The following is a 23240-nucleotide window of genomic DNA, read 5'->3' as shown; positions in this document are numbered from 1 at the left end:
TGTCATTTCCTAACGATGCCCGCGATAAAACAAGCCACTTCTCATCTCTTCTCGGATACCCTAACGAAGGTGCAAACCATGCGCACGAGGACAGATTGACCGAAGCACGCTCAGGGCCTACATCGAACATCTGGAGTCGACGAACCTGGGCCGCACTGCTCTTCGGATTGTCGCTGCTGACGGTGCTCGTTCACGGCTATCACCCGCTGGCCGAGGACGGCGGCCTCTACGTCGCAGGTGTGGAGTACACACTCAACCACGCGCTCTTTCCGTATTACACCGGCTTTGTTCGCGAACACCTGGGCTACTCGCTCTTCGCGCCCATGGTTGCGGCTATCGTGCAGCTCACGCATTTTTCGCTTGCGTGGGTACTTCTCTTCGTCGATTTATTCAGCGTGTGGCTGACGCTCTTCGCCGCGCGCCAGCTCCTGCAGCGTTGCATTGCAAGCGAACCGGCACAACTGGCCGGCATCGCGCTGCTCGGCGCCTGGTGGACGATGCCTGCCGCCGGCACGGCTCTCCTGCTGATGGACCCCTACGTCACAGCGCGCAGCCTCTCCACCCCTCTCTCGATTCTGGCCATCGCTTTTGCACTGGACGACTGGCCGCTCTCCCGGTGGCTTGCTCCATCCCTGCGGTGGTGCGTGATCTTCCTTGCTATCGCAGCAGCGCTGCATCCGCTCATGGCGACCTATGCCCTGGCGTTTGTCATCGTCGTGCGTGCATCGAGACTGCGCAGACGCGCCCTGGCCTGGGCAGTTCTGGCAGGAGCAGCCACCATCGTCGCAGCAGCAGTGCAAGCGTTTGCCCCGCCGGAATCCCCCGCCCTGCTGGAGGCGATTCTCACTCGCTCCTACTGGTTTCTCTCCCAGTGGCAATGGTATGAACTGTTCGGCCTCGCCGGCCCGCTTATCGTTCTGGCTGCGATTCTTCGCTGGCGCAACAACAAACTGAGTTCATCCGCCCACGTGCTCTGCCAGACGTGTTTCGTTCTGGGCATGGTGGCCACGTTTAACGTTCTGCTCTTCGCCCATGAGAGTGCTTCCGTGCATCTCCTGGCGAAGCTGCAACTGCTGCGTATCTATCTGCTCATTTACGCGGTCATGATCATGCTGCTCGGCGCAAGCTTCTGGCAGCTCAGCAGCGATGCGGGCAAGCGAGTACCGCCCCTGCAATCGACACTGCGTTTTCTGTCCGTCGCCCTCCTCCTTTCGATGGCGGCGGTGATGTGCTTCGTTCAGCGGCAGGACTTTCCCGCATCGACCCACGTGGAACTGCCGTGGCGGGCAGATCGAAATACCAACCCCTGGGTCCAGGCTTTCTTCTGGATCAGAAAAAACACACCGCAGGACGCGCTCTTTGCGCTCGATGCCCGCTATATCAATACCGAAGGCGAAGACGCACAGACCTTCCGCGCGATTGCTCTGCGCAGCGCGATTCCTGACTTCTCAAAGGATGGCGGAGAGGCTTCCATTACCCCCTCTCTCGCGCTCCTATGGCAGCAAGGCTCCAGGGCTCAGAAGGATCTCAGCGGACAGAACGACGCCCTGCGCGATCCACGGCTACGAGCTCTGAGCGCAACGTGGATGGTGCTTCACTCCGCCGCAGTCACAGTTCACCCCTGCCCCTATGACAATGGGACAGTCAAGGTCTGCCAGCTTACGAATGCCCGTTAGGAAATTGTCGTGTTCTTCTACGGGACGCGTCCCCCTTTATCCAGGGGAGCAAAAACCGGGGGAATACATTCGGTCAGTTCTGAGATGAACGTTTGTCGTCACTAATCTGATCGCGGCATAGATCTCTGCCGTGACAGAAGTACTTTCGATCGTAACCCATTGAAACATGGGCACTGATGGCTAACAAAAGCACTCTAAGTCATTGAAAAAATCCATAAGCAAGCGCTCAGCACCCTCGCCAGAGTTCGCCTTGAGCCTTCGGAGGCTTATGGCCCTCGACCTCTGCTTCGATCGGCTAATGGTTCCTAGTGAATAAACCAAGTCATACTACCTGGTGTTAGTTCTTTCCCAGGAGAACGAAAACCCCGGCAACCGCACAGCGGAGAACTGGCTGGTTCACGAAAGCGAATTGCGGTTCTGATTGATGAACTCTTCGATGGTCATTAGTGGACGTCCAATGATCCTCGTCCCTATGTCATCCGTTCCCCGCAGCAATCCTTCTTGCTGGTCAATCCTAACTGCTTCAAAATGGGCCTTCTTTGCGCTGTCGTTTTCCAAACCTATTAGTTTGAGGAACTCTATCAGTTCCACTTGTTCGAAGGCGATAGGCTTTCCGAGGACTTTACCTACAGTGGCTGCCAATTCCAAGTGGCTGTACTCTACCGGACCGTGCAGTTGATAAGCCTGACCGATGTGAGGCCCTGGATTTCCCAGAATGCCCACAACGACGCGTGCGATATCTGCTGCCGCCATAGGGGCAAAACGACTGTCTGGATCGAACGAAGTAACATATCGTCCTGCCTTGAGCAGGGGTGCGGTATAAAGCAGCCACTCGGCGAAAAAAGTAACACGTAGATGCGCGACTGAAACGCCTGACCAATTGAATATCTGCTCGGATAGCCAATGCGCAGCTGTTGCTTTGCTCCGTGCGTAAGGACGCGCTTGTTTATGCGACATATTGACGATCATTTCGAGCCGCCGCTCTCGGGCAACCTGAGCAAAGATTGCAGAAGCTTCGACCAGTCCTTCCCACAGCGGATAAACAAAATATGCACTGGAAACTCCATCCGCAGCCTTCCTCATAGTGTTCATGTCGAGCATGTCGCCAACGATTACATCGGCCCCCTGATCTCTGAGGATTCGCGACCGTTCGTCATCCTTCCGAACAAGGGCTTTAACTTTGTGTCCGTGCTCCAGCAACAGCTTGACGGTCGGACGACCTGTGTCTCCTACCGCCCCAGTAACCAAAATCGTCTTCACGCTGCGGTCAAATTGGATTGGATTAAGAGTTGTTACATTAGCATTCATTTTGCTGTCTCCATGATGAAGCGGTTCCGATTGAAATGAATCCTCAGTCAGATAAAGGGATCGGACACAAATCGCAGATCTTCACGGTTCCCGATCCTATCTTTGAGAAAGTGTTCTGTTATTTGATGAAACGCATCCTTAACTCGCGTTGAGGCAAGCCCCAGTGAACAGCTTGTTCAATTCAGCAACGCCCGTCCGCTGTACGATCATCTGGCGAGAAAGAAAGAGCCTGACGCCTTGTCAGGGGGGAATTATCTATACCCCCTCATACACGTTTTCTGTGAACAGTTCGGGTGGGATAAAGCTTCTCCCCCATTTGTCGTCGAAGGGTTCGGTCGGTCGAGCCGCTATGACCGCTTCTAAAGTCGCCCCATTAGCTTTTAGTGCGGCAACCCTCGATTGAATGCCAACGAGCATCTCGTGAAACTCCAAGAGGTCGTTGCGATTACCGATTGCTCCGTGTCCCGGAATTACGATGGTGTTTGGTCCCGCAAGTTCGAGATTTGCCAGAGATGCGGCAATCACACCATCAATGTTGCCACCGCTGTCGCAGTCGATGAACGGATAGATACCATTTAACCAAGTGTCACCAACGTGAAGCACATCTGCCCGTTCGAAATACACAGAAATGTCCGAGTCTGTATGTGCCGGAGCATATCCCCGCAGAAGGATTCGCTCGTCGTTCAACTCCAATGTGAGGTCGTTGTCGAAAACAATAGTTGGAAGTTCACTCTTCGATGAAGGATGTAACAGTACTTCAAAGGCCGGTATCGCTTGCTCTTGTTGCATGCGAACACGGTTGTTGCGATGTCCAATGATGACTGCGCCCGATTCATACACCCATTGATTGCCGTCCGTGTGGTCGAAATGCCAATGCGTATTCACGAGCGAGCGCACTGGTTCGTCTGAAATAAGAGACAATGCTGTTTCAATTTCCGGTTGAGACGTCGCAAACCCGCTGTCCACCATCACCTTGCCATCTGGGCCATTCAAGACCGCGATGTTTCCGCCCGAGCCGGACAGGACCGTGATACCGGAGCGCAGAGTATGGGAAACGATATTTGCCTTGTCCCCCGTCGCTCGCATCTCTTCGGCATTGAAGAGGGCATGAATTGAAGAGTTGGCTACTTGTTCAAAAAGCATGTCTTTCCTTCCTTTCAGTCAGTTCGATAGTCCACCTGCACTCGGGGCACCTAGTCATTTGAATTTCCAACCATCCCCGGTCCAAGCAACTGCGCTGCTCCACTTCTTGGTTATAGGCGGATTTGCTTCGAACTAACAGATGTCTGAACTGACATTGTTCGTGGTAAAACAGACATGAGTGACGCGAGCCGGATCTCGCTTGAAGGATAGGACATGACACGACAGAGAGCACCACGCTTGCCTATTGAAATAGGAATACTCGCTTATCCAGAGGCGCAATTGGCCGCTGTACTTGGGCTTACGGACATCTTCCGTGTCGCCAATCAGATCAGCGCAGAACAAGGGGCTACGCCACTCTGCGAAATAAGAGTGAGTCATTGGGAGTTGCAGAACAACAGAGTGAAAAGAGCGTTCGCGAGTCAGAGAAGCACGGGGGGTAAGATTTCCGCCCTCATTATCCCTCCCAGCTTCGCGGAGTTATCTACTGTTCGGACATCAAAGACTGTATCTCGGTGGATCAAAGCTCGTCGCAGCGATGGAACGGTCCTTTGCTCCGTGTGTGCTGGGGCGTTTTTGTTGGCCGACACGGGTCTGCTCGCTGGCCGAACCATCACAACTCATTGGCAACATGCCGCGAAGTTTCTCGGACGGTTTCCCACGACTATGCTCGATACCGATCGCATACTGATCGATGATGGTGATGTTATCTCTGCTGGGGGAGGCATGGCCTGGATAGATCTCGGGCTTCACCTTATTGGAAAGATGTTAAGTCCTACTGTGATGCTTGCAACTGCGCGCTTCTTCCTGGTCGACCCGGCTGGGCGGCAGCAGAGCTTCTACGCCGATTTCTCTCCGAGCCTGCAACATGGAGATCCTCAGGTTTTGAAATTACAGCATTGGCTCCATGAGCGCTATTCGAGCAATATAACGATCCGTGCAATGGCAGAGTTATCTAATTTGGGGGAACGCACCTTGCTGCGCAGGTTTCATAAGGCAACGGGCTGGAACCCAAGCGAATACCTCCAGTTGTGGAGAATCAACAAGGCGAAGGAATATCTGGAGTTTTCAACCCGGAATGTAGAAGAGATCGGATTGGCTGTTGGATATCAGGACATGAGTGCGTTTCGGAATGTGTTCAAGAAAATTGTTGGTCTTGCCCCTGGTGAATATCGGAATCGCTTCGGACTTGTCTAACGAACTCTTGGCGATTTGCTCGAAGCACCTTGGCTGCGAAGACGTTTCTGCGTTGACTGGCAGTTGCAATCTCAGCACCCTCTTCGGCACCCAAATAGTGAGAGTTTAGTACCCTGGCAAGAGAATTATTTCAGCACCCTAGCCAGCACCCCAAATTGCACAAATCCAGCAAATCCAAGCCAAGCCCCCTGCCGCGCAGCGGCAGAGGTCTTTCAGATTGGTAAGGTGAAGTCGGCCTATCGGTAGTGATCGTCCTTTGCCAGGTCGAGCGTTTACAACCGACACTTCTTGCTCCTGTGTACCATTGTGTCCAGGCTGCTCGAACGGGAATCCCTCGATACGGGACCGAGCGAGTTTAGGGGGCACATAGCAGATACATGAAGGAAGTCCTGGTAAACCAATGGATCGATGTCCATGCTCATTTCTATCCGCCCGAAACAGAAGAAGAGATCAACGCACGCTGGGAAGCGATGAAGAAAGGCTGCTGGACCAGCCCTGCCGCCCCCAGGTGGAGCCCGGAAAGCACGCTCGCCTACATGGACAGTGCCGGCATCGCCATGCAGATGCTCAGCAACATTCCCAAGACGCGTGACAAGCTTCGCGCCTCGAACGACTACGCAGCCACCCTGGTAGAGAAGTATCCCAGCCGCTTCGGGTTTCTGGCTGCCATTCCGACGGACGACCCAAGCTCGGCCATAGACGAAATCAGGCGCGCTTCTGACGACCTTCGTGCCGATGGCTTTGCCATGACGTTTCGCTACAACGATGTGTACCTCAGCGATGAGCGCCTGGAGCCGGTTTGGGAGGAGCTCGACAGAAGGCACGCGGTTGTCTTTGGGCACCCGGATGCTTATGCGGGTGGAGTGATGGGACGTCCCTGTGCGTTGATGGATGTAGCCTTCGAAACGGCCCGTACGGTCACGGACATGATCTATGCAGGCATCTTTCGTAAGTACCCCAACGTTACGATGATCCTGGCGCACTGCGGAGGCGCCCTGCCCGCCATGTCCGGACGCCTGCTGCTGCTGGGAAATGAGGATTGGATTCCGAATCCCAACCAGGTCACAACGGATGAAATGCGGAAGTACCTCCAGCGATTCTTCCTCGATACGGCTGGCGTTTGTCCAACTGGACTGGCCCCCGCACTCACGATGACGACTCCAGACCGCCTGGTTTATGGTTCGGATTGTGGTGTCCCCTGTTCGACGGACCGCACCATGAATGCCAATCTGACAGCCTTGCTTGAATATCCTGGGCTGACCCGAGAGCAGGTACAGCAGATCGGTCGTCGAGCGCTCGATCTCTTTCCCGCAGCCGCAAAGCGTTTACAGCAATCCAAGTAGAAGGGATTCAGGCTAGGCAGGAATGGGCCTTTAGGCCAATGTCACTTACTTTCGACCGGAGTAGAGAGGACAAGCATTTACAGTGGCCGTGGTAGGGATGAAACTGGATGACGATTCAGTCTGACTGCAGAACCAAATGGAGAGAAGATTTTGAGGTGGCCATGGGTACAAGCCCCAAAGGGGCGGCATATCCCAGCCTGGGGCGCAAGCCCCAGGTAAATGCCCCGCCAGGAATCGAGGGCTGAAAGCCCGGTATATCTCGCCAGTGCAAACGAGATATATCGCGCTTTCAGCGCTTGATCCATGCTTCGATTCTTACCTGGGGCTTGCGCCCCAGGCTGGGATATGCCGCCCCTTTGGGGCTTGTACCCATGGCCCTTTAGCCTCTGCGCTCCATTGAGCTTCTAGGGTTGATCTCGCTGCCCACCAAGAAGCTGGCATAGTTAGCCACAATGTAAGTGACATTAGCCTTTAGGCCCGGGCTTTCTTTCAGCCACAGACAAAAGGCCCGGGGCTAGGTAGTGTCTGACGAATCGGAGATAGTGATTTAGAGCGAAATCAGGATCGCGGCATTGGTACGCTTTTGTTTTATGCTTCCCCCCAGAATCGTCATCCTGAGCGGAGCGTCCCAGCTCTTGGGGACGCGTCCGTTCGACTACGCTCAGGACCGAAGGACCCCGAGGGTTGACCTCTTGTCCATGCCCTTTGCACCTTTTCTATCTCGAGCGCACGAGCCTGAACTCTCGTGCTGGAAAGATCCCAACAGCCTAGGTGAGATCAAGCCCTTCGGGGTCCTTCGACTCCGCACCTCGCAAAAAACGCGAGGCGCTACGCTCAGGATGACGTTTTTGTGGGGAGAACAAAATAGGTGATGCGTTGTTGTCCCCAATTCATCAGACACGAACTAAAGCCGATTCTCGCGTGGCCTTATTCCGTAGCCTAAAGGCGATTGCCTCCCTTACCCTCCGTCTCTGTGACGCTGAAGCGTCACAGAGCGCGCTGCGCGCAATTCGTTGGCATGCTCTTCCATTCTCTAACTCGCACAACTCACTTAACCTCAGGTCCCGCGCTCGCCGAAGCCTCTGTGGCCGCGACCTTCAGCACGATGCTCTCCTGGTCTTTCGCCTCAAACTGCGAGTAGAACGAACGCAGGCCAGGGTAATTCTTCGGCATGACAAAGAGGTCGTTGAAGATAAAGTCTCGCCGCACCGTCACATTTGTCGGCGCCGGGGTGACCGTCATGTTGTACAGGCCGCTGCCCTTCATATCGAATCGCGACGACGCGGGGCTGCCTTCAATAGAAAAGTTAGCCGGGAAGTTGATGCGTAGCGCATCCTGCGTCATCTGCGGGTAATGGAAGTACACCGCAAGCTCGCGTTTTTCGTGGGTAAACGTCGCCGTCGATCCCGCACGGAAGAGGTCCACAGGGAGTACCAGCCGCTTTCCGGTGGGAGTTCCAAGCGTTCCCTTCACCTCATAGTCAACCGTGAGCGGTTTCTCGTAGTCGCTGATTCCGTGAATTTCGGAGACCTTGACTTCGAGGGTCTTTGGCAGCATCTCTTCCAGAGAGGTGCGCAGGCTGTGCTTGATGCTCTCTTCATCTCCCTTCAATGCCTGCTGACGCCAGTGCAGCGCAGGCGCGCCGTCGAAGGTGAGGTTGATCTTGCCCGTGATGCCGCCATGTTCGTCCATCTTCAGGTTGGCGATACGAACTGTCTTATTGTCCTTGTAGCTCACATCCATCGTATGTCCAAAATCAGTGCCGCCTTCCACCTGACGAAGACCCTGCGCGACCGTATCCTCCCAGGGAAGACTAGCGTAAGGGCAGTACCGCGATCCCGGAGCAAAAAATTGCTCTTTGCCATCGACATTCACGATGGCAATCAAGTCGGAGAACTGGCTAAAGCTCATTCGGCCTGGGGCAAAGAGTTCACTGGAACGGTCAGGCACCAGCATCATGTAAGCCTTCATCCCGGCGGCGCGGGCCATGCCGACAAAGAGCTCGGTGAGCTGCGCGCTATCCCCGCGCTTATGCGACAGGACATCGCTCGCGTTGCTGACTTTGCCCAGGCCCTCGGCCTTGTCTTCTCTCTGTTCATGCGCCCGCGTATAGCTTGTATTTTCGAGCGCCATCACCGCGGCATAGATCTTGCGCAGTTTCTCATCCTGGGTATTCGCTCCGGCAATGATCGACTCCGTTGCCGATCTTAGATCCGAATTCGGGCCGGCGAAGCCATCGACAGCTTTCGACCAGACCTTACCTCTCGACTTCCAGTACTCGGCGGGAGTGCGATACGGAGTGAAGTTGAACAGCACGCGATAGCTGAAGCTCGCGATAGGAGGCATGAACTCTTCCTCCGTTTGCGGAGGCACGTCCTTGATATTGACCTCGTAGACCCGCAAAACCCGGCCTACGGCGTCTGTGCCAGGAAGATCGCGATGCACCAGTTCCGTTCCCGGAGGCAGAATGGGAAGCCAGGAGATCGAGTTGATCGGATCTCCGGTCTCTCCGTCCGACATCTCATGGCTCGTCGGATACCAGACATAATGCGCCGCCCTCAGATAGAGATCGCCCTGGATATACCAACTGGGCGCCTCATAGACGTTGTCGTTATAGCGGGTAGAGTAGCGATACTCGATGATGCTGCCAACCTCCACATCCGGCAGCGTGAAGACCTTCTCCTGCACCTTGTACCCCTTGGTCTTCTCGATCACCTTCAAGTAAGGTTTGCCGGTGAACGGGATGATCGTGCCATCGGCGTGGATCGTGCGGCCGATGATATCCCCCACCATCTTGTCGTCGCCATTTTCCATATAACCGGTAGCGCTCGAACTGACGAAGCCCAGTTCGACGTTGGCGTATTTCTTACCCTCTTCCGTCAGGATCTTGATGCGGTTGTAGTTCTGAAACACATGGAGATCATCCTTGGAGATCTCCTCGCGAAAGAGCACGACCGCAGACGCTCCCGGATAGCCGGGTAGAGACTTCATCTCCAACTCCTCTTTCGTAGGTTTCAGAAAGGGATCGGCGGCATGAGCTGCAACGGGTGCCAGTGCAACGGCCAACAGCAAGCCAGCGCGCGCGGCACTCCGCAAAGAGACATTGAAACAAGGGACATCCAATCTGCGCCAACGGATAGGAGATGAACTCAGCATGTTGCTCTTTAGACCTTCTTTCGCATCGTTTGAACTTAGGTTGCCGGCCCGAAATCTGGAACTTTATTTATGCTTCAAAACAGCGCGGCTCTGCTCATCGTTATCGATGACTCCTGCCAGCTTCTGCAGCTCCGAGTATTTGTCCGCCGGCAGAGTCACTTCGCGCTGCGTATAAACGCGTTTGTAGTGCAAGGTCTGCCCCTGCACCTCGGTCGAACTCTCATAGCTGGCGAATCCCAGGTCGATCTTTACGGGATCGGGAAGTTCATCGACGACATAACCAGCAGGCAGCTCTATCTCAAAGTCGTCGCTGGCCTGCATCGTCTGGCGCAGATCAATCCCCACCTTTCGAACCTTGTGGTCGACAGGGATGTCCAACGAACCCAGCACGCGCGGACGCACCATCAGCAAAAGACCAGCCGCCGTCGCAAAATGGCTCGCCGAGAGCGTGTAACTCGTCGTCATATCTTTGTTCAAAGACTCTACGTTCTCCGCCTTCAGATCCGTGAGCGACGCCGCGGCAAAATCCCGCGAGGCCGTGCGGTCGATGTACTGCTGCTGCTCCTTCGCATCGCCATGCGTAAAGAGGTAGCGCTCTCGCTCTGCAAGATCGCCGAAGCGTTTGACCGTCACCGTTCCCTTAAGCGTTCCATCGGCATCCAGCTGAAAGCGCGCCGAACGTCGAACACTGTTGAACTTTGGATCGAGTACCGGAAGCTGGATGACCTGGCTGTTCGCCCCTTCCAGGAGCACACCATAGCTTCCCTGCAGGTTGTCTTCCAACTGGCCGAAGGGCGTCTTCTCCCACGTCGGGTCGAAGATGAGGTAGCGCTTGCCGGTCTTCGCCGTTACCACGCTGTGCAGTTTCGGCGACTCATAGCCCTGTGGGACCTCAATCGCGGCAATCATGTGATTGCCATAGATCGAAGGATCTTCGGGATCGATCACTCCGCGTTGGGTATCGACCATGAGCAAAGCGCTATGAATACCGACGCTCGAGAGCATCGCCGACAACAGGGTGGCCTTGTCCTTGCAGTCGCCATAACGGCCACGAAAGATATCCGCGGCTGGATGCGGCTGATAGCCTCCAACGCCCATCTCGATCACGAAATAACGAATCTGCTGCTGCACAAACTCGCCAATCGCCTCCGACTTATCGTAGAAGTCGGTCTTGCCCTGGGTAAGCTCCGCGGCCTTGGCGGAGATGTCCGGCGTCGCGACGACGCGATCATGCGCCAGCGAGTCGTACCACTCTCCGATGCCCTTCCACGTACCTTCCTGAGGCTGCGCAAGTCCCGGCCCGGAGTAGTGGACCGTCATTCGCGCCTCCAGCGAACCAGAGGCCGGACGCATTGGAATGTGCTCCAGGTCGATGGCCGGTTCATTGTTCATGTCCCACCGGTAGTGGTGGTTTTCAAGATCGATGCCATCGGTCTGCGGATGGTGCGCCCAGGTCGTCGTATAGCTGTAGCCCTGCGGCAGCACCAGCACGAAGCTCTGCGTTACATGCGGAATCTCGCCCTGAAACTGCCAGTTCGTCTCCGCCAGGTAAGGCCGCTCGCGTTTTTCGTACTCATAGGCGACGATGCCGCCAGGATCGCGTCCCGGAGGGTCGGCGATCTTGGCCTTATCGTCGGAGTAGAGTTCGCCGTCTCCCGGAGGACTGAAGTCCCTGATCTCATTGTCCTTCAAGGCATACTCATGGCCCGCTGGATCGATGCTCCACACATGCATCGACAGCACCTTGGAGTCCTTGTCGTACCACACAAACGGATAGCCATACTCGCGCCCCTGGGGACGCAGAATCTTCACCACGTGGCGCAGGTGTTCGACAGCGCTGCCATCCGGTGCGACCGTATAGGTCGTTTCATCAAGCAAGACGACGGCCTTGGTTGTCTCGGGAAAATCGGGCAGGGTCTGGTGTGCCGCGGTTCGCACCCAGTCGGGAACGCCACTTGCCGCATAAAGCGGCGTGGCTACAAGGACAAAAAACAAACCGGCAAGACAACGGCGGTTTACTGGACGTGCATTGACCCGAAACAGCATCGGGAGGTCTCCATTCAACCGCGATCCATGAAGTCGCCGAAGCTTCTCCCGCAGGTCTTAGCCTGCATACAACTCATTGCGGAATACGTGCCTGTTTTTATACGTTTACCGGGCCACAGAATCAAGTAAAAATACAGCTATAGGCTTTTGCCTGTCTTTCTGCAGCTCTCCGGCTGTGCTACTTTAAAGAAGAGCGAGCGGGTAGCTCAGTTGGTAGAGCATCGCCCTTTTAAGGCGTTGGTCCTGGGTTCGAGCCCCAGCCCGCTCACCACACATTCTAAAGGGTTTACATTAGGATTTGTGGCGTTTCACTTCTCTTCTAATCATGCTCGGGGATACAAAAGGGATACGTCACGTATTTCCCCTTCTGGCTATCCCCTGCCAGTATCCCTTGGCATTCTCACGATCTTCCCAGTCCCATCGAACTTGCTCACAGACGCCCGTCTGGTCATTCGCTAGATGTGAAGCCTCAAGCACTAGAGACCCTCCCAGATCTCACAGGCGAACAGTTCATAAAGCTAAGGTGACAATTTGCAGCGGCTGGGCTAAGGCAACACGGATAGGCGAGCGCACACAGAGCTAGTGTGCTTGCACCATTACGGGGCTTGGGATCGGTTCCCATTCTTGATGCTTCAACACAACTGGCGGTTCAGGCTTCTTCATTCCGATCTTTAGCCGGTACAGCCAATATTGGAACTCCCAGCTATTTGTGTGTTGATTGAAACGTATCAGTAGATTCTCGCCACCTCCGGTAGCTCTTGATGAAAAACTAAACGCATACCAATTATCCTTATCCCTTGAGGGTTGAATAGTTATCCCCAGACCCGATGCGTGACTCAAGGTGATGGGCTTCAATTCAATAACCTTTTGAGGCCGGCTGTAGAAGCTCTCATCCATCTGGCCTTCACTCTCTACAACCTCACCGTCCCAGATAATATGTTTCCCTATGGGAAACAACATAAATCCAAATGAATCTTGGTTGCTTGGGGTCGCGGGGAAAATATGTTGTGGAATTGCCAGCAAATAAGAGTCTGTGCCCATCATGCTGGCAATTCCCTCTTGAGCCGTAGACGCGGCTCCCTGAGTCGTTCGGAGTATCGCCTTGTCTTGAGCAAGTAGATTCTCGAAGCCCTTCATGCTGGCCTCAAAACGATCCTGTTGCCGTGCCTCCTCGACTTCTCTCCTGTGCGTTTCAGTAACCGAGTCCCAATAGGCCTTATCGCGCTCCTTGTTGATGGCTCGGAGCTCGGTGATGAGCATAGCCGTCATGATGACGATCCAGAATAGCTTCTGCCAATCCTTCATCCCTTCGTGAATGCTCATAGCAGCCGCTGCCATTGCGAGTAAGGCCACAGCCCATCCCGGAGGAGGGAGATGCTGATACGGAATCCACCACAGGATGAGGGGCACACAGCAGAACTGCGTCACGGTAAAGAATCTGCTCCACCACGGATTCCTAGTCCGATTCACTAGAACGACTTTATAGTTTGCGCCACCGGTCATGATCGTGATGTTCTCACAGGCGAGCAGTTCATTAAACTGAAATGATGGATGTGCAGCGAAGGGGCTTTCGACAGGATTTAGCGGGGGCTCCCTACACTCTTTCCCCTACCTGCCGTCGCAAGGCCGTTCATTCGGCACCCAGTGTAGCCAGGATGCTCCCTCTACGCGTTGACGCTGCATAAAGTATGTCTACCACCTGCAAGAATTCGGTAGGATAATCCGATGCACATATTCCGTCTTCTTTGGCCCTATGCGCGAAATGCATGGGGAACGACTGTAGCAGTTGTCACGATATTGGTTGCTATCTATCACGGGCCTCGTGCGCTATTCGAAAGCTACGACTGGTATATGGATAGGTTCGTCGATTACAAAGTGAAGGACTTCCTTGACGCACAGATAACGAAAGCCTCCTTTACTCATCCAAGCGGAGGCCGCTCCCAAACGGCAGGGACAAAAACGGTTTCCGAGATCGCTCAAGCAACCGGGCTATCCGAGAAGCGCGTACTGGGATGCCTGGGCCGCCTGAAACGCAAAAAGCACGTCGCACATGAGACAGGCGAGTATTGGAAAGTGGAGATTCCTCCTCTAACAAGTGCCTGAAGTAAATCTCTGACTATTCAAAGATATGACACGCCTCATGTTCTGTTTCTTTTGGGGCGCTGAACAGAACCCATGAGGACATAGACAAGCCTCTAACTTCAGATTGCCATTGTGTATGGCGGCAGCCGATAATCTACACACAAATGATTACTCAGGTTCTTGGCTGTGCAACAAACAACTCCGCAGGGGTTCAGTCGATTGCTGCCCTGAAGGCGTCAGCCTGTAGTTATCCTGGCCTCAATTGAAGAGCTGCATCGCCCTATGCGTCGTATGTATATGACTGGGATCATCGCAGACGGTTCAGATACTTCTTCTTAACGATGAAGATCTTCTTGTATCCTCCTTCTCCGATGACAGCAATTCGAAACTCCTGTGTAAGGTCCGGTTTTGGGAAAGATGCCTCAATGCCGCCATAGTCTTTGCTCCTCAGCGCTGAATCCAGCGTGAGCGTGATTGGGGACTCGTCCAAAGGCTGTATAGCGTCCGTCCCTATCATCCCTAGCAAGACGATGTGCAGCACTGAAGAGCTCACACTGATGTTGGTTCCAGTCAGGTGATCAGGAGTGCTGGGGAGACCAACCACGTAAAGCCGATCTTTGCGCCACTCAGGGGCTTCATCGCGCCAATTCCCTATAAGCCCACCTATTTTCTTATAACTCCCTCACAGCAACCTGCGTCTGCACTATAGCTCCCATTCTGGGGTGACGTGTCACCTCTCAACCCGATGCATGGCAGCGTGCCTCTTGATGCCCGTTGTTTCGGGTCTGAAATCACCAGATGCTTGCGGCCCATATTCGTCAGGCAGTCAGATGTGCCCGAGACGTCCTTACGGCACCTACGAACATAAACATGAGTGCAGCGAACGTTGCGATCATGTGAACGCCGGCGCCCCATTCATGACGGCACCCAAAGGGGTTTCGGATATATGCCCCCGCCTGCGCGGATATCTTTAGCGCCTGAAGGGTCTTTACCAGGATCGCCCGTTTGGGTTCGTTGATCAACAGATGCACGTGCTCTGGCATTACGACATAGGCATTGATATAGAAGTCGTACTTCATACGCATCTTTTCCAAAGACCTTTCGAAGAGCTCGCGGATCGCAGGAGTACCGAGATACGGAAGCCTCCGATAACAAGAGAAGGTCACAAGATGCAGGTTTCCTGTCTGTTGATAGCGAACAAGGTCCTTCGGCATGGCACTCATCCTAGAGCCCACATCTCAAAGCGAGATGTGGGGCACCCTCTTTGCTTCCTAATTCAGATCTAGGCCACCCGCCATTACTCGCCCCCTGTCATGGATGTGGCACTCAATAATCCGGGCACATATGAACCACCCGGCCTAGTTATCATCTCTGTTGAGAAGGTCCGTTCTCCATAAAGAACGTCAGGCGTTCGTTTCTGTCCAAGTATGGAAGGTCGTATACCTAATTGACCGCAGATTGTCCTTCATTTCGAGTGCTATTTGCGTTATATCGGGTTCCATATCTCCTGTCTTCTGTCGCTCGCTAAGTGGTTCTTCATCCTCCACTCCGATCAAGTCCAAAGCAAGATAGTCCATTAGCTCTTTCGCTTTTTCTCTGAACTCAAACGAGTCTGATGCCCATGTAAGAACATTTACGAAGGCTCCACTCACGCTACCGCTTAAGGTTTCTGACCCCGGACGTGGTTTCACCGCAGCCATTCCGATCCAAATACTCTTTTCTGCGCTCTGCTGCATAGTTTGCCTCGATCTTTAGTTTGGATAGTTATGGTGCACGCTAGTAGGTAACTTTTCGCCTTCCGAATCCGTAGGATGGAAGTGAGGTTTGCCTTTTGTCGGGCTAGGATGTTGGACAGGTTTACCTTTGCCGCCTCGTCTTGCCGCATCCCTCGCTGACTTTTTCCCTGTGTGGTCCACTTGGTCAATTTGCGCCTTGCCACTTGGTCCTATTTTATTCCCATACTGATCCGTCGCCTGTCCTCCTGCTGTTATCCCAGGAGCAGTATCGGCCTTAGGACCAGCGGTTGCTGCAACAGCCCCGATAACAGCCGCCCCCGCCGTCATAATCGCAGTATTGGTTATTTCCGCACTTTTTTTCAGGTAGTCACTAACACTATCTACCACTTCCTGGTTTGCCTGTATAGTTTGCTCACACTTACAGGTCTGCTGTTGGGCCCCAGCAGGAGCAGCGAAGACGTCGAATGCCTCGGTACCCTGAACATCATAAGCCCTTTCGGCAGCATCCTGGGCAGCTGTTCTAGAGACTTGAAGGGGGGTCTCCGGTCCTGAATCATCTATCAGTATGACGATACCGTCCTCCGCTTTAGGTGGCTCAGCTGAACCGATATTTTCGTTAGCCGCATGTCCATCCGCATCGCGTTGGGTGATTGGATTGTTTTCGACATAGGAATACAGGTTCAGCGATTGTGGGTTTGTATAGGTTGCATACGGAACTGACTGCGGGTCGGATGCCCAGTCTGGCGACATCCACCGCCCCATGCTGCTGCCGAAATACCTGGCCCCGAAGTAATCCAGCCCTGATTCTGCATCCCGTTCCTTGCCGGTAAAGAACGTTGGAGACGGAAAGCAGGTCCCGCTAGTTTGCTGGTTATCCCCGAAAGGTTGACTGGTAGTGGTCTCGCAGAGTGTCCCGGTATTGTTGGCTCTTGCGCGTTCTGTACCAAGCCAATCTGACAGCACGTAAGTCAGATTGCCACTCTGGTCATAGGTCCCGAGATGTCGTGATCCAGCATAGACTTCCCGGCGGATGACATTGAAGGAGCCATCCAGTTCGGTGACCACGTGACCCGCTTGGTCGTACAGGTAAACGTTCGTGAGCGTGTTGCCACTGTATTTGGCTACACGCTGCCCCTCGGCATCGTAAATATAGCGGATACCGTTGGCGTTGATCAGCCTGTTCTCGGCGTCGTATTGCAGTGGAACCACACCAGTGCCCAGAGCATTTCCAGCCGCATCGAAAGCCACATCGTTCGGCTGGTTGTTCGCATTGAACGTTTCGTAACTGCTGGTTCCCGAACCAGCAGTTACCACCTGCGAGGTCCGGTTCCCGAACGAGTCATAGCTCCACTGCAACCCTGTGGTGCTCGATCCCGCAGCTACAAGACGGTTGAGGTTGTCATAGAGATAGGCATAGTTGCCATTCACCGAGTCAAAGGCGTATCCCACATTGCTGTTGGGTTCATACCCCAGCGACCAAGCGTATTGCGATGGCAGAGGATTCGTTACTGATGCGGGAGACAGTTGCGCATTGATCTGCATCGTTCCGCTGTTGGCAAGCATAATCGACCCGCCGGTCTCATCGTATGCCCTTGCGGTAAAGATGTGGACCCCGGGATCGATATTGCTTACGGTGCCCGTGAACGACCAACCGCTGTTCAGGCAACTTGGGTTCTGAAAGGCGGCCACCACATCCGGCCGAGCGCCCCCGAGCTGAGCCTGTCCCACATAGTAGCCATCCACCAGGACATCGACCCTGCTAATATTTTTCGCACAGGCGGTCTGGTTCTGGGTCTCTCCAACCCAACCTCCAGCGAAGATGCTCCCATTGAGTGGCACGACCGAGGTTTGATCGGAGGCGTTCTGCACCAAATCGAACCAACTGGACACGAATGTCTTGTCTGCAACGACGCTAATAATAACTGGAGCCAGACCCCAGGTTTGCGTCTGGCTGTTGTAGACGGTGGCCTGAGTTACTGGAGTGCTCTGCCCGCCACTGTCGTAGATGATGGCTGTGGCAGTGTGTTGGCCCACGGAGAGGTTTCCAATGCTTCCCGTAAAGACCCAACCGCTATTGGCATAACGCTGGTCTCCATAGGCAGCCGCCACATCAGGACGAGGAGCTCCTAGGGTGGCATACCCGATAGGAATCCCATCGATCAAGATCTTCACAGCCCCCACTGGGGCATGCATCTGGCTGTCGATCGCCCATCCACTAAGAGTCATAAGTCCGCCCGAGGTAATTTGGCCGGGGAGCGAAACCGTGCCGTCTATGGTCCCGGTAGGTGGAGGATCAGCGCTGACGGTGATTGTGTTGTTGCCAGGCCCATCCACCAGGAGTTGGCGATTTCCGGAGGCATCCAGAGCATAGACATTTACCGAATGCGGACCTACGGAGGCTCCCCCAATGCTACCGACGAAGTTGTACCCGCAGTCCGCATGATGCCCGTCGTTGTTATAAACAAGACTTTGCACATCGGAGCGGACTTTATCTAATGAAGCATAGCCAATGGCGGTCTGGTCGATGTCGATCTCAACGGCAGCCACCGGGCAGCTCTGCGCTGTAGCTGCCCATCCCCCCACTTGGAGCAGGCCGTTTTGCGGCAGCGCGCTTCCATTGATTGTCACACCAGGAAATCGTTCGACGTCATTGTTCTGAAAATCGTCCATGTACCCAGTCAAAGTCGATGGGGAGGATGTCGGGGCTGCATTGAGAGCGTTATAGCTCGTCTGCCGCATTCGGTTGTCGTACGAGCGGGTTTCATTCAGACCGTTCCCCAGGCTCGACTCTAATAGTCCCACCGGACCATAGGAAGTAGCCTTGAAGAGATTAGACGGGCTCGCTGGCTGCTGGTATCCAGTGACAAGATTCAGCCGGCCAGCGCTGTCATAACTCAGTCCGTGACCTCCATAGTAGGCATTTCGCGCCACATCAGTGCCATGGTCGTAGCTGGTAAGATTTCCTGCAAGATCGTAGGTAAAGAATTGATCGATCCGGTCAGAGCCACACAGGCTGGCTACACAGGTGGACTTCACGGTCATCCGGCCCATGGCATCGTAACTGTATATAGATTGGGTTACGTTAGCCACGGTAGCCGATGATAGCCGGCCAATCGTGTTGCACTGCACAAAACCAGTTCCCCCACAGCCGGCGGCTCCAAAATCGCCGGTTTCGTCGTAGCCGAAGGAAGCGCCGGCGGTCCCGTCCGAATACGTTTTCGATATCAATCGGTTCAGCGCATCGTAGCTGTAGGTCGTGGTGATTCCGCGTGCGTCCGTCTTGTTCTTCAGATTGCTGCTGGCGTCATAGACATAACTTGTAACGCCTGACGGAAGAGTGGCTGTTGCCTTCGCCGGGCAGGAATTCTGGCTGTTTTCCGGGTTAGAGGCGCAATGCAATAGAGACAGCGAATCATAATTGAAACTTCGTGTTCGCACTCCAGATGAATTAACCGGCCCACCCCATTGATCCACTCGCGTTAGATTGCTCAGCGTGTCATATTGGTAATCAGTCTCAAGACTGAGTGCACCCGAAGCGGGATCCGGTTCCATCACTGCTGTTAATCGTCCTAAGACGTCGCTAACCTGCTGGGTATGATGACCATTCGGATCAGTTACATCAACCCAAGAACCGGTCTTTATTGAGCTTTTGTTTGAACTGCAATTACTCTGCACGGACGATATACCGTCGTAGCACCATTGCTCTGTGGTCCCGTCCTGATTCGTCTGTACAATTTTTTGACCCAATCCATCGTAGGTATAGGTAGTTGTGGGCTGTGATTTTGCCACCACACCAGATTGACCGCCACGGTAAGGATTAGAAACCGAGGCCACATGACCTACCCCATCGTAGGTCGTATCTGAGTACGTCACACCACTTGGATCAGAGGTTAACTGAGTCTGTATGGTACGACCTAATCCGTCGAAAATAGAGGTGCTGGTAAAGTTAAGGGCGCTAGTGAGCTTCGTAGTTCCCGTGATGCTCAAGACGCTGGAACTTGGGCAGGAACCAGTCCCGATATCGCTATAACAATAACTTGTCTGGCCACCATCCGGATAACTGATCTGTTTCGGTCTATTGAGTACGTCATAAGTCCAACTCGTTGTTTGAAGATTAGAATCGGTTGTTGACGCTATTTCACCCGTGCAGGAATCATACTTTGAGGTGGTTACCTGCCCCGCCGCATTGGTAGTTTTCGTAAGGTATTCTTTTCCGGCTCCTGATGGAGCACAGATACTATTCGACCATGAGTCGGTGTAGTCGAAACTTGTCTGATGCTTGAGCGGATCGATTGTCGAAAGAAGATTACCAGCGTCATCAAATTGGTTGGTGGAAGTAAGAAGTGCGCCATCTGTATTTCGCCATTTTTCTATAGCGGTTACGTTGCCGCGCGTTGTGAAGGACGTACCATAGCCAGTGTCATGTTGGACAGCCGCGCTGGCAACCATGGGCTGATTCAAATGAGAATAGTTGTCATACTCATAGGTCGTTTGCGCGGCCATTGTCCCTGATCCGTCATAGATGGAGACTACGGCGGGGTCGCTCACGATATTAAGGTTTATATAGCTCTGGTTTCCGGTATGCAGATACGTGTAGTCTGTTCGGCGTAAGAGTCCTCCAGGAGTACCAGTCCCGTAATCGTACTCCCTGGTTTCTGTAGGGTTGAGACGAGTAGCCGTTCCAGGACACGAAATTGCATCTAAACAGTTATATTGAAAGGTTTCGTAATCTGTTTCTTTTTTCGTTACCTGGTTACCGGCAAGCGTTGTCGTAGTTCGAATCACTCGCACATTAGCAATAGCATTATTTATCGGATCGTATTCTGCCGTATAGTCATTTGCAACTGTCTTTAGCAAATTCCCGGATGAATCCGAATATGTAGCACTGGTATCATAGTAGGCCCCCAAATATGTATTGTAGTTGGCAGGAGCATTGCTCGGTTGGACAAGACCATAAGTATGAATCTGAGTATTGCCCAGAGGATCGGTAACTGTTGCCTGCTCATCCGGATTAATTTTGTATGTCCATTTATTCGCGGCGCCATTCACGGTTACAGTTCTGCTCGTTACACCAGGACCACCAACCCAGTTAGGCTGTTGGCCTGGGATCGTATTAGGCTGGGTTTGATAGAGGCCACTGTAGCTGTACGAAATCGAGCCTCCTGTAGGCAAATCGACTTTAGCCAGTTCTCCCATAGACCCATTATTAAACGTGAAGACATAAGCCTTACCGCTCGGGAGCGTGAGGTGCCATGGTTCAATTATTGGTATTACTGTGTCTTCACAGGGATAGGACTGCGACTGCGTCCCGGACATTGTAGCCTCTGTACACATATTTGAAGCGAAGTCCATTGCCTGATAATCCACCTTATATACTTGTGGATTCCCGGACGAATCATAGACTGTGTAATTTGTATATTGATATCCCTGTATCGCATTTCCCAATGGCGTCGTGTAAGTAACTCCTGGGCCACTTGTCGTAGTTACTGGGGAACGGTTGAGAGTATCCGTGTCCCCTTGAAGGCTCATAATATTACCGTTCCTGTCACGAATTTCTCCCTGCGCGCCAGGCATAATTTGTGTTCCATCCTTGAGATAAACCGTATTCGCTTGGGCATCGTAGACAATACCAGAGCCATCCAACGCCGGCCCCTTCAGGGTCTGACCGAGACACGTACCATTTCCATCAAGTTCTTCTCGAAGTGGAAGTGCGTGGGATGTTCCCTGGGGGTCTACTATCCGCCAATTTGTTACAGCTATGTACATCAAATTAGCGTCCGTAAGACAAGGTGCAGATGTAGTAGGTCGAAGATACTCGACACTCCAATTGAAAGGGTTTGATAATCTCCAACCGGTCGAACTAGTTTTAGTTGCGGCCACAAGGTATTGCCCCGGAGGATTGCAATTGACGGGATTACCACCACCTCCTCCTGGAGGAGCAACGCCTAAAGGTTGGGCTATAACCCCAGCAGTAACAACCTGGGCACCGGGAACAGATATTCCACATCCAGGATTTTCATACCATTGCTTAATCCAGCCTTGCGTGTCATACACAAAGCTCCAGCTCAAGGTTGTGCCACCACGCTGCTTTAGGCTTGCAAGGGGAATTGAGATATGCAAGTTCCCATTATGTAGATTGACAAGATCAATATCGCCCCCCTGAAAGGTGCTGTCTGATGGCAGACCCTTTTCCTCTACCGCCGTCAATTGTGCCTGCAGGAAATTAGATTTTGCGCCGGAGAACGAGCCGCAAAGTGCCCAAACGACGATTAAAACCGCCTTATAGGTAAAAGCGGATTTTCGCGCACGCATACGGAATGAGGGGCGCGATTGTTCTGTGCAAACGGACTGCATCATGATCTCCTGGACTTCAAGTCTTTCAATTTAGACACTACGGAACTGCGGAAAGCTTGTAATGCGAGACTTGGCTGTAATTGCCTAAATCTCGATCAGAACTGAGTCGTTAGTTGGGCCATTAGCAGCAATGGGAAAGACGGGCCGGGGATAAGCTACACCTTGCCAACTCGGGCAGTTGTCGAAGATGCCGCACATCGCAGGTTCGATCTCCATACCCTGTCACCGGGGTCTGGGAAAACGAAGTAATGAGGAGATTTTGTATTCGTTGACTATGAGGACTCGCGTAGCGTATCACGCCATCCGCGCCTCATGTCAAGAGAAAATTCAGTTACATGGTGAATTCACCATTGCTCACCTGCAGCGACCTCGTCAGGATTCTAATTAACACTTAAAATGATGACATTGAGGGCTTATTGAGCGATCTCAATGCTTTCCTTGCAGCCTTTACGACAGACGCTGGCTCGGCCGATGGCTCGCGTATACGGGCCTGCCACAATGGCCGCGCCTTCGCTTCCTTGCTCATGACGATGGTGTCGTCATGAGCAAGGAAGCGAAATGATTTTAGGTACCTTGTGGGTTCCCCCGTCAGATAGATCGCCCTTTCAGGGCTCACCTTCTCGTGGGACATTGTTACCCATGGTTTCACCCTGGGCTATGATGGCAGCGCTCTTGCGGGCTAGTCGGGCTAGTTTTGAGGCAGGTCTACAAGAGCACCGGAGCACATGTGATCCACAAGTAGGCTTCGCGTGACTTGATGACACGCCTGCAGAAACAGAATCGGATTAAGCTTCAACGTGCTCCACGGTTCTACCGTGCACCTGCGGGGTCACTATGTGGCTGGTGTCCTTCATCATCACGTCCGCGCGGTGAACGACGTCGGCATACGATATGCTTTCTTGTCAGCCCCGCCAGAAGGAGCGAATGAAAGCTCACGACAGAATCAACTGTGGCATCTGAGAAACCCTTTTGGATGCCACGGCGCTATTGACTCTACTTACCACCAATGCTACGTTGAAATACAAGCAGTTGAGCGGAGACTGTGTGGCCTACATGTTGCATGGCTAGGCTCCCGCCGTACCTGCGATAGATGAATGAATCGTCCTGAACCGGGACGCTAAACTCGGTGCCTCACGCCGGGAGCCAGGGCAGAAAACACGGAACAATTGAATAGGTCTGAGGTTAGACCACCAAGGAGTATC

General features: G+C 53.5%; 11 protein-coding genes and 1 tRNA gene. 4 read left to right on the top strand and 8 right to left on the bottom strand.

Annotation, left to right across the window (positions count from 1 at the left end):
* Positions 1-95: 95 nt before the first annotated feature.
* Positions 96-1676 carry a hypothetical protein gene (locus ACIX8_RS08835; protein ID WP_014264994.1) on the top strand — a complete coding sequence of 527 codons (1581 nt, stop codon included), beginning with the start codon at positions 96-98 and terminating at the stop codon, positions 1674-1676.
* Between the two features lie 396 nt (positions 1677-2072).
* Here ACIX8_RS08835 and ACIX8_RS08830 read toward each other — a convergent pair whose 3' ends face one another.
* Both ACIX8_RS08830 and ACIX8_RS08825 read right to left on the bottom strand, forming a co-directional pair.
* A complete protein-coding gene (locus ACIX8_RS08830) occupies positions 2073-2984 on the bottom strand; it encodes an NmrA family NAD(P)-binding protein (protein WP_014264993.1) in 912 nt (303 codons plus the stop codon).
* 255 nt (positions 2985-3239) lie between these two features.
* Positions 3240-4127 (bottom strand): MBL fold metallo-hydrolase, encoded by an 888-nt coding sequence (locus ACIX8_RS08825; RefSeq protein WP_014264992.1) that lies wholly within the window; start codon positions 4125-4127, stop codon positions 3240-3242.
* Between the two features lie 237 nt (positions 4128-4364).
* Here ACIX8_RS08825 and ACIX8_RS08820 point away from each other — a divergent pair, with 237 nt between their 5' ends.
* Together ACIX8_RS08820 and ACIX8_RS08815 are read left to right on the top strand one after the other, a co-directional pair.
* On the top strand, positions 4365-5321 hold the full coding sequence (locus ACIX8_RS08820; RefSeq protein WP_223295491.1) for a GlxA family transcriptional regulator: 957 nt from the start codon (positions 4365-4367) through the stop codon (positions 5319-5321).
* A 377-nt stretch (positions 5322-5698) separates the two neighbouring features.
* Entirely contained in the window at positions 5699-6664 is a 966-nt protein-coding gene (locus tag ACIX8_RS08815; protein WP_014264990.1) for an amidohydrolase family protein, read from the top strand.
* A gap of 1047 nt (positions 6665-7711) precedes the next feature.
* Here the strand turns inward: ACIX8_RS08815 and ACIX8_RS08805 are convergent.
* Together ACIX8_RS08805 and ACIX8_RS08800 are read right to left on the bottom strand one after the other, a co-directional pair.
* A complete protein-coding gene (locus ACIX8_RS08805; protein WP_190273758.1) occupies positions 7712-9655 on the bottom strand; it encodes a DUF3857 domain-containing protein in 1944 nt (647 codons plus the stop codon).
* Positions 9656-9883: 228 nt separating this feature from the next.
* The gene (locus ACIX8_RS08800) at positions 9884-11866 is read right to left on the bottom strand and encodes a DUF3857 domain-containing transglutaminase family protein (RefSeq protein WP_014264988.1); all 1983 of its coding nucleotides are present in this window, start codon (positions 11864-11866) and stop codon (positions 9884-9886) included.
* Positions 11867-12061: 195 nt separating this feature from the next.
* On the opposite strand from ACIX8_RS08800, the gene ACIX8_RS08795 reads away from it, so the two are divergent.
* Positions 12062-12137 (top strand) — tRNA-Lys (locus ACIX8_RS08795).
* 308 nt (positions 12138-12445) lie between these two features.
* Here ACIX8_RS08795 and ACIX8_RS08790 read toward each other — a convergent pair.
* The 4 genes from ACIX8_RS08790 to ACIX8_RS25160 all read right to left on the bottom strand — a co-directional run bounded on the left by ACIX8_RS08790 (position 12446) and on the right by ACIX8_RS25160 (position 22041).
* A complete protein-coding gene (locus ACIX8_RS08790; RefSeq protein WP_150110543.1) occupies positions 12446-13219 on the bottom strand; it encodes a hypothetical protein in 774 nt (257 codons plus the stop codon).
* 1547 nt (positions 13220-14766) lie between these two features.
* On the bottom strand, positions 14767-15162 hold the full coding sequence (locus tag ACIX8_RS24470; RefSeq protein WP_014264984.1) for a transposase: 396 nt from the start codon (positions 15160-15162) through the stop codon (positions 14767-14769).
* A 189-nt stretch (positions 15163-15351) separates the two neighbouring features.
* Positions 15352-15684 carry a hypothetical protein gene (locus tag ACIX8_RS08770; protein ID WP_014264983.1) on the bottom strand — a complete coding sequence of 111 codons (333 nt, stop codon included), beginning with the start codon at positions 15682-15684 and terminating at the stop codon, positions 15352-15354.
* 15 nt (positions 15685-15699) lie between these two features.
* Positions 15700-22041, bottom strand: a complete 6342-nt coding sequence (locus ACIX8_RS25160) for an RHS repeat-associated core domain-containing protein (RefSeq protein WP_083836644.1) — start codon at positions 22039-22041, stop codon at positions 15700-15702.
* Between the last annotated feature and the right edge of the window lie 1199 nt (positions 22042-23240).

The sequence above is a fragment of the Granulicella mallensis MP5ACTX8 genome (assembly GCF_000178955.2).
GTDB classification, from domain to species: Bacteria; Acidobacteriota; Terriglobia; order Terriglobales; family Acidobacteriaceae; genus Granulicella; species Granulicella mallensis.
This window is presented reverse-complemented; position numbering and strand designations above follow the sequence as displayed.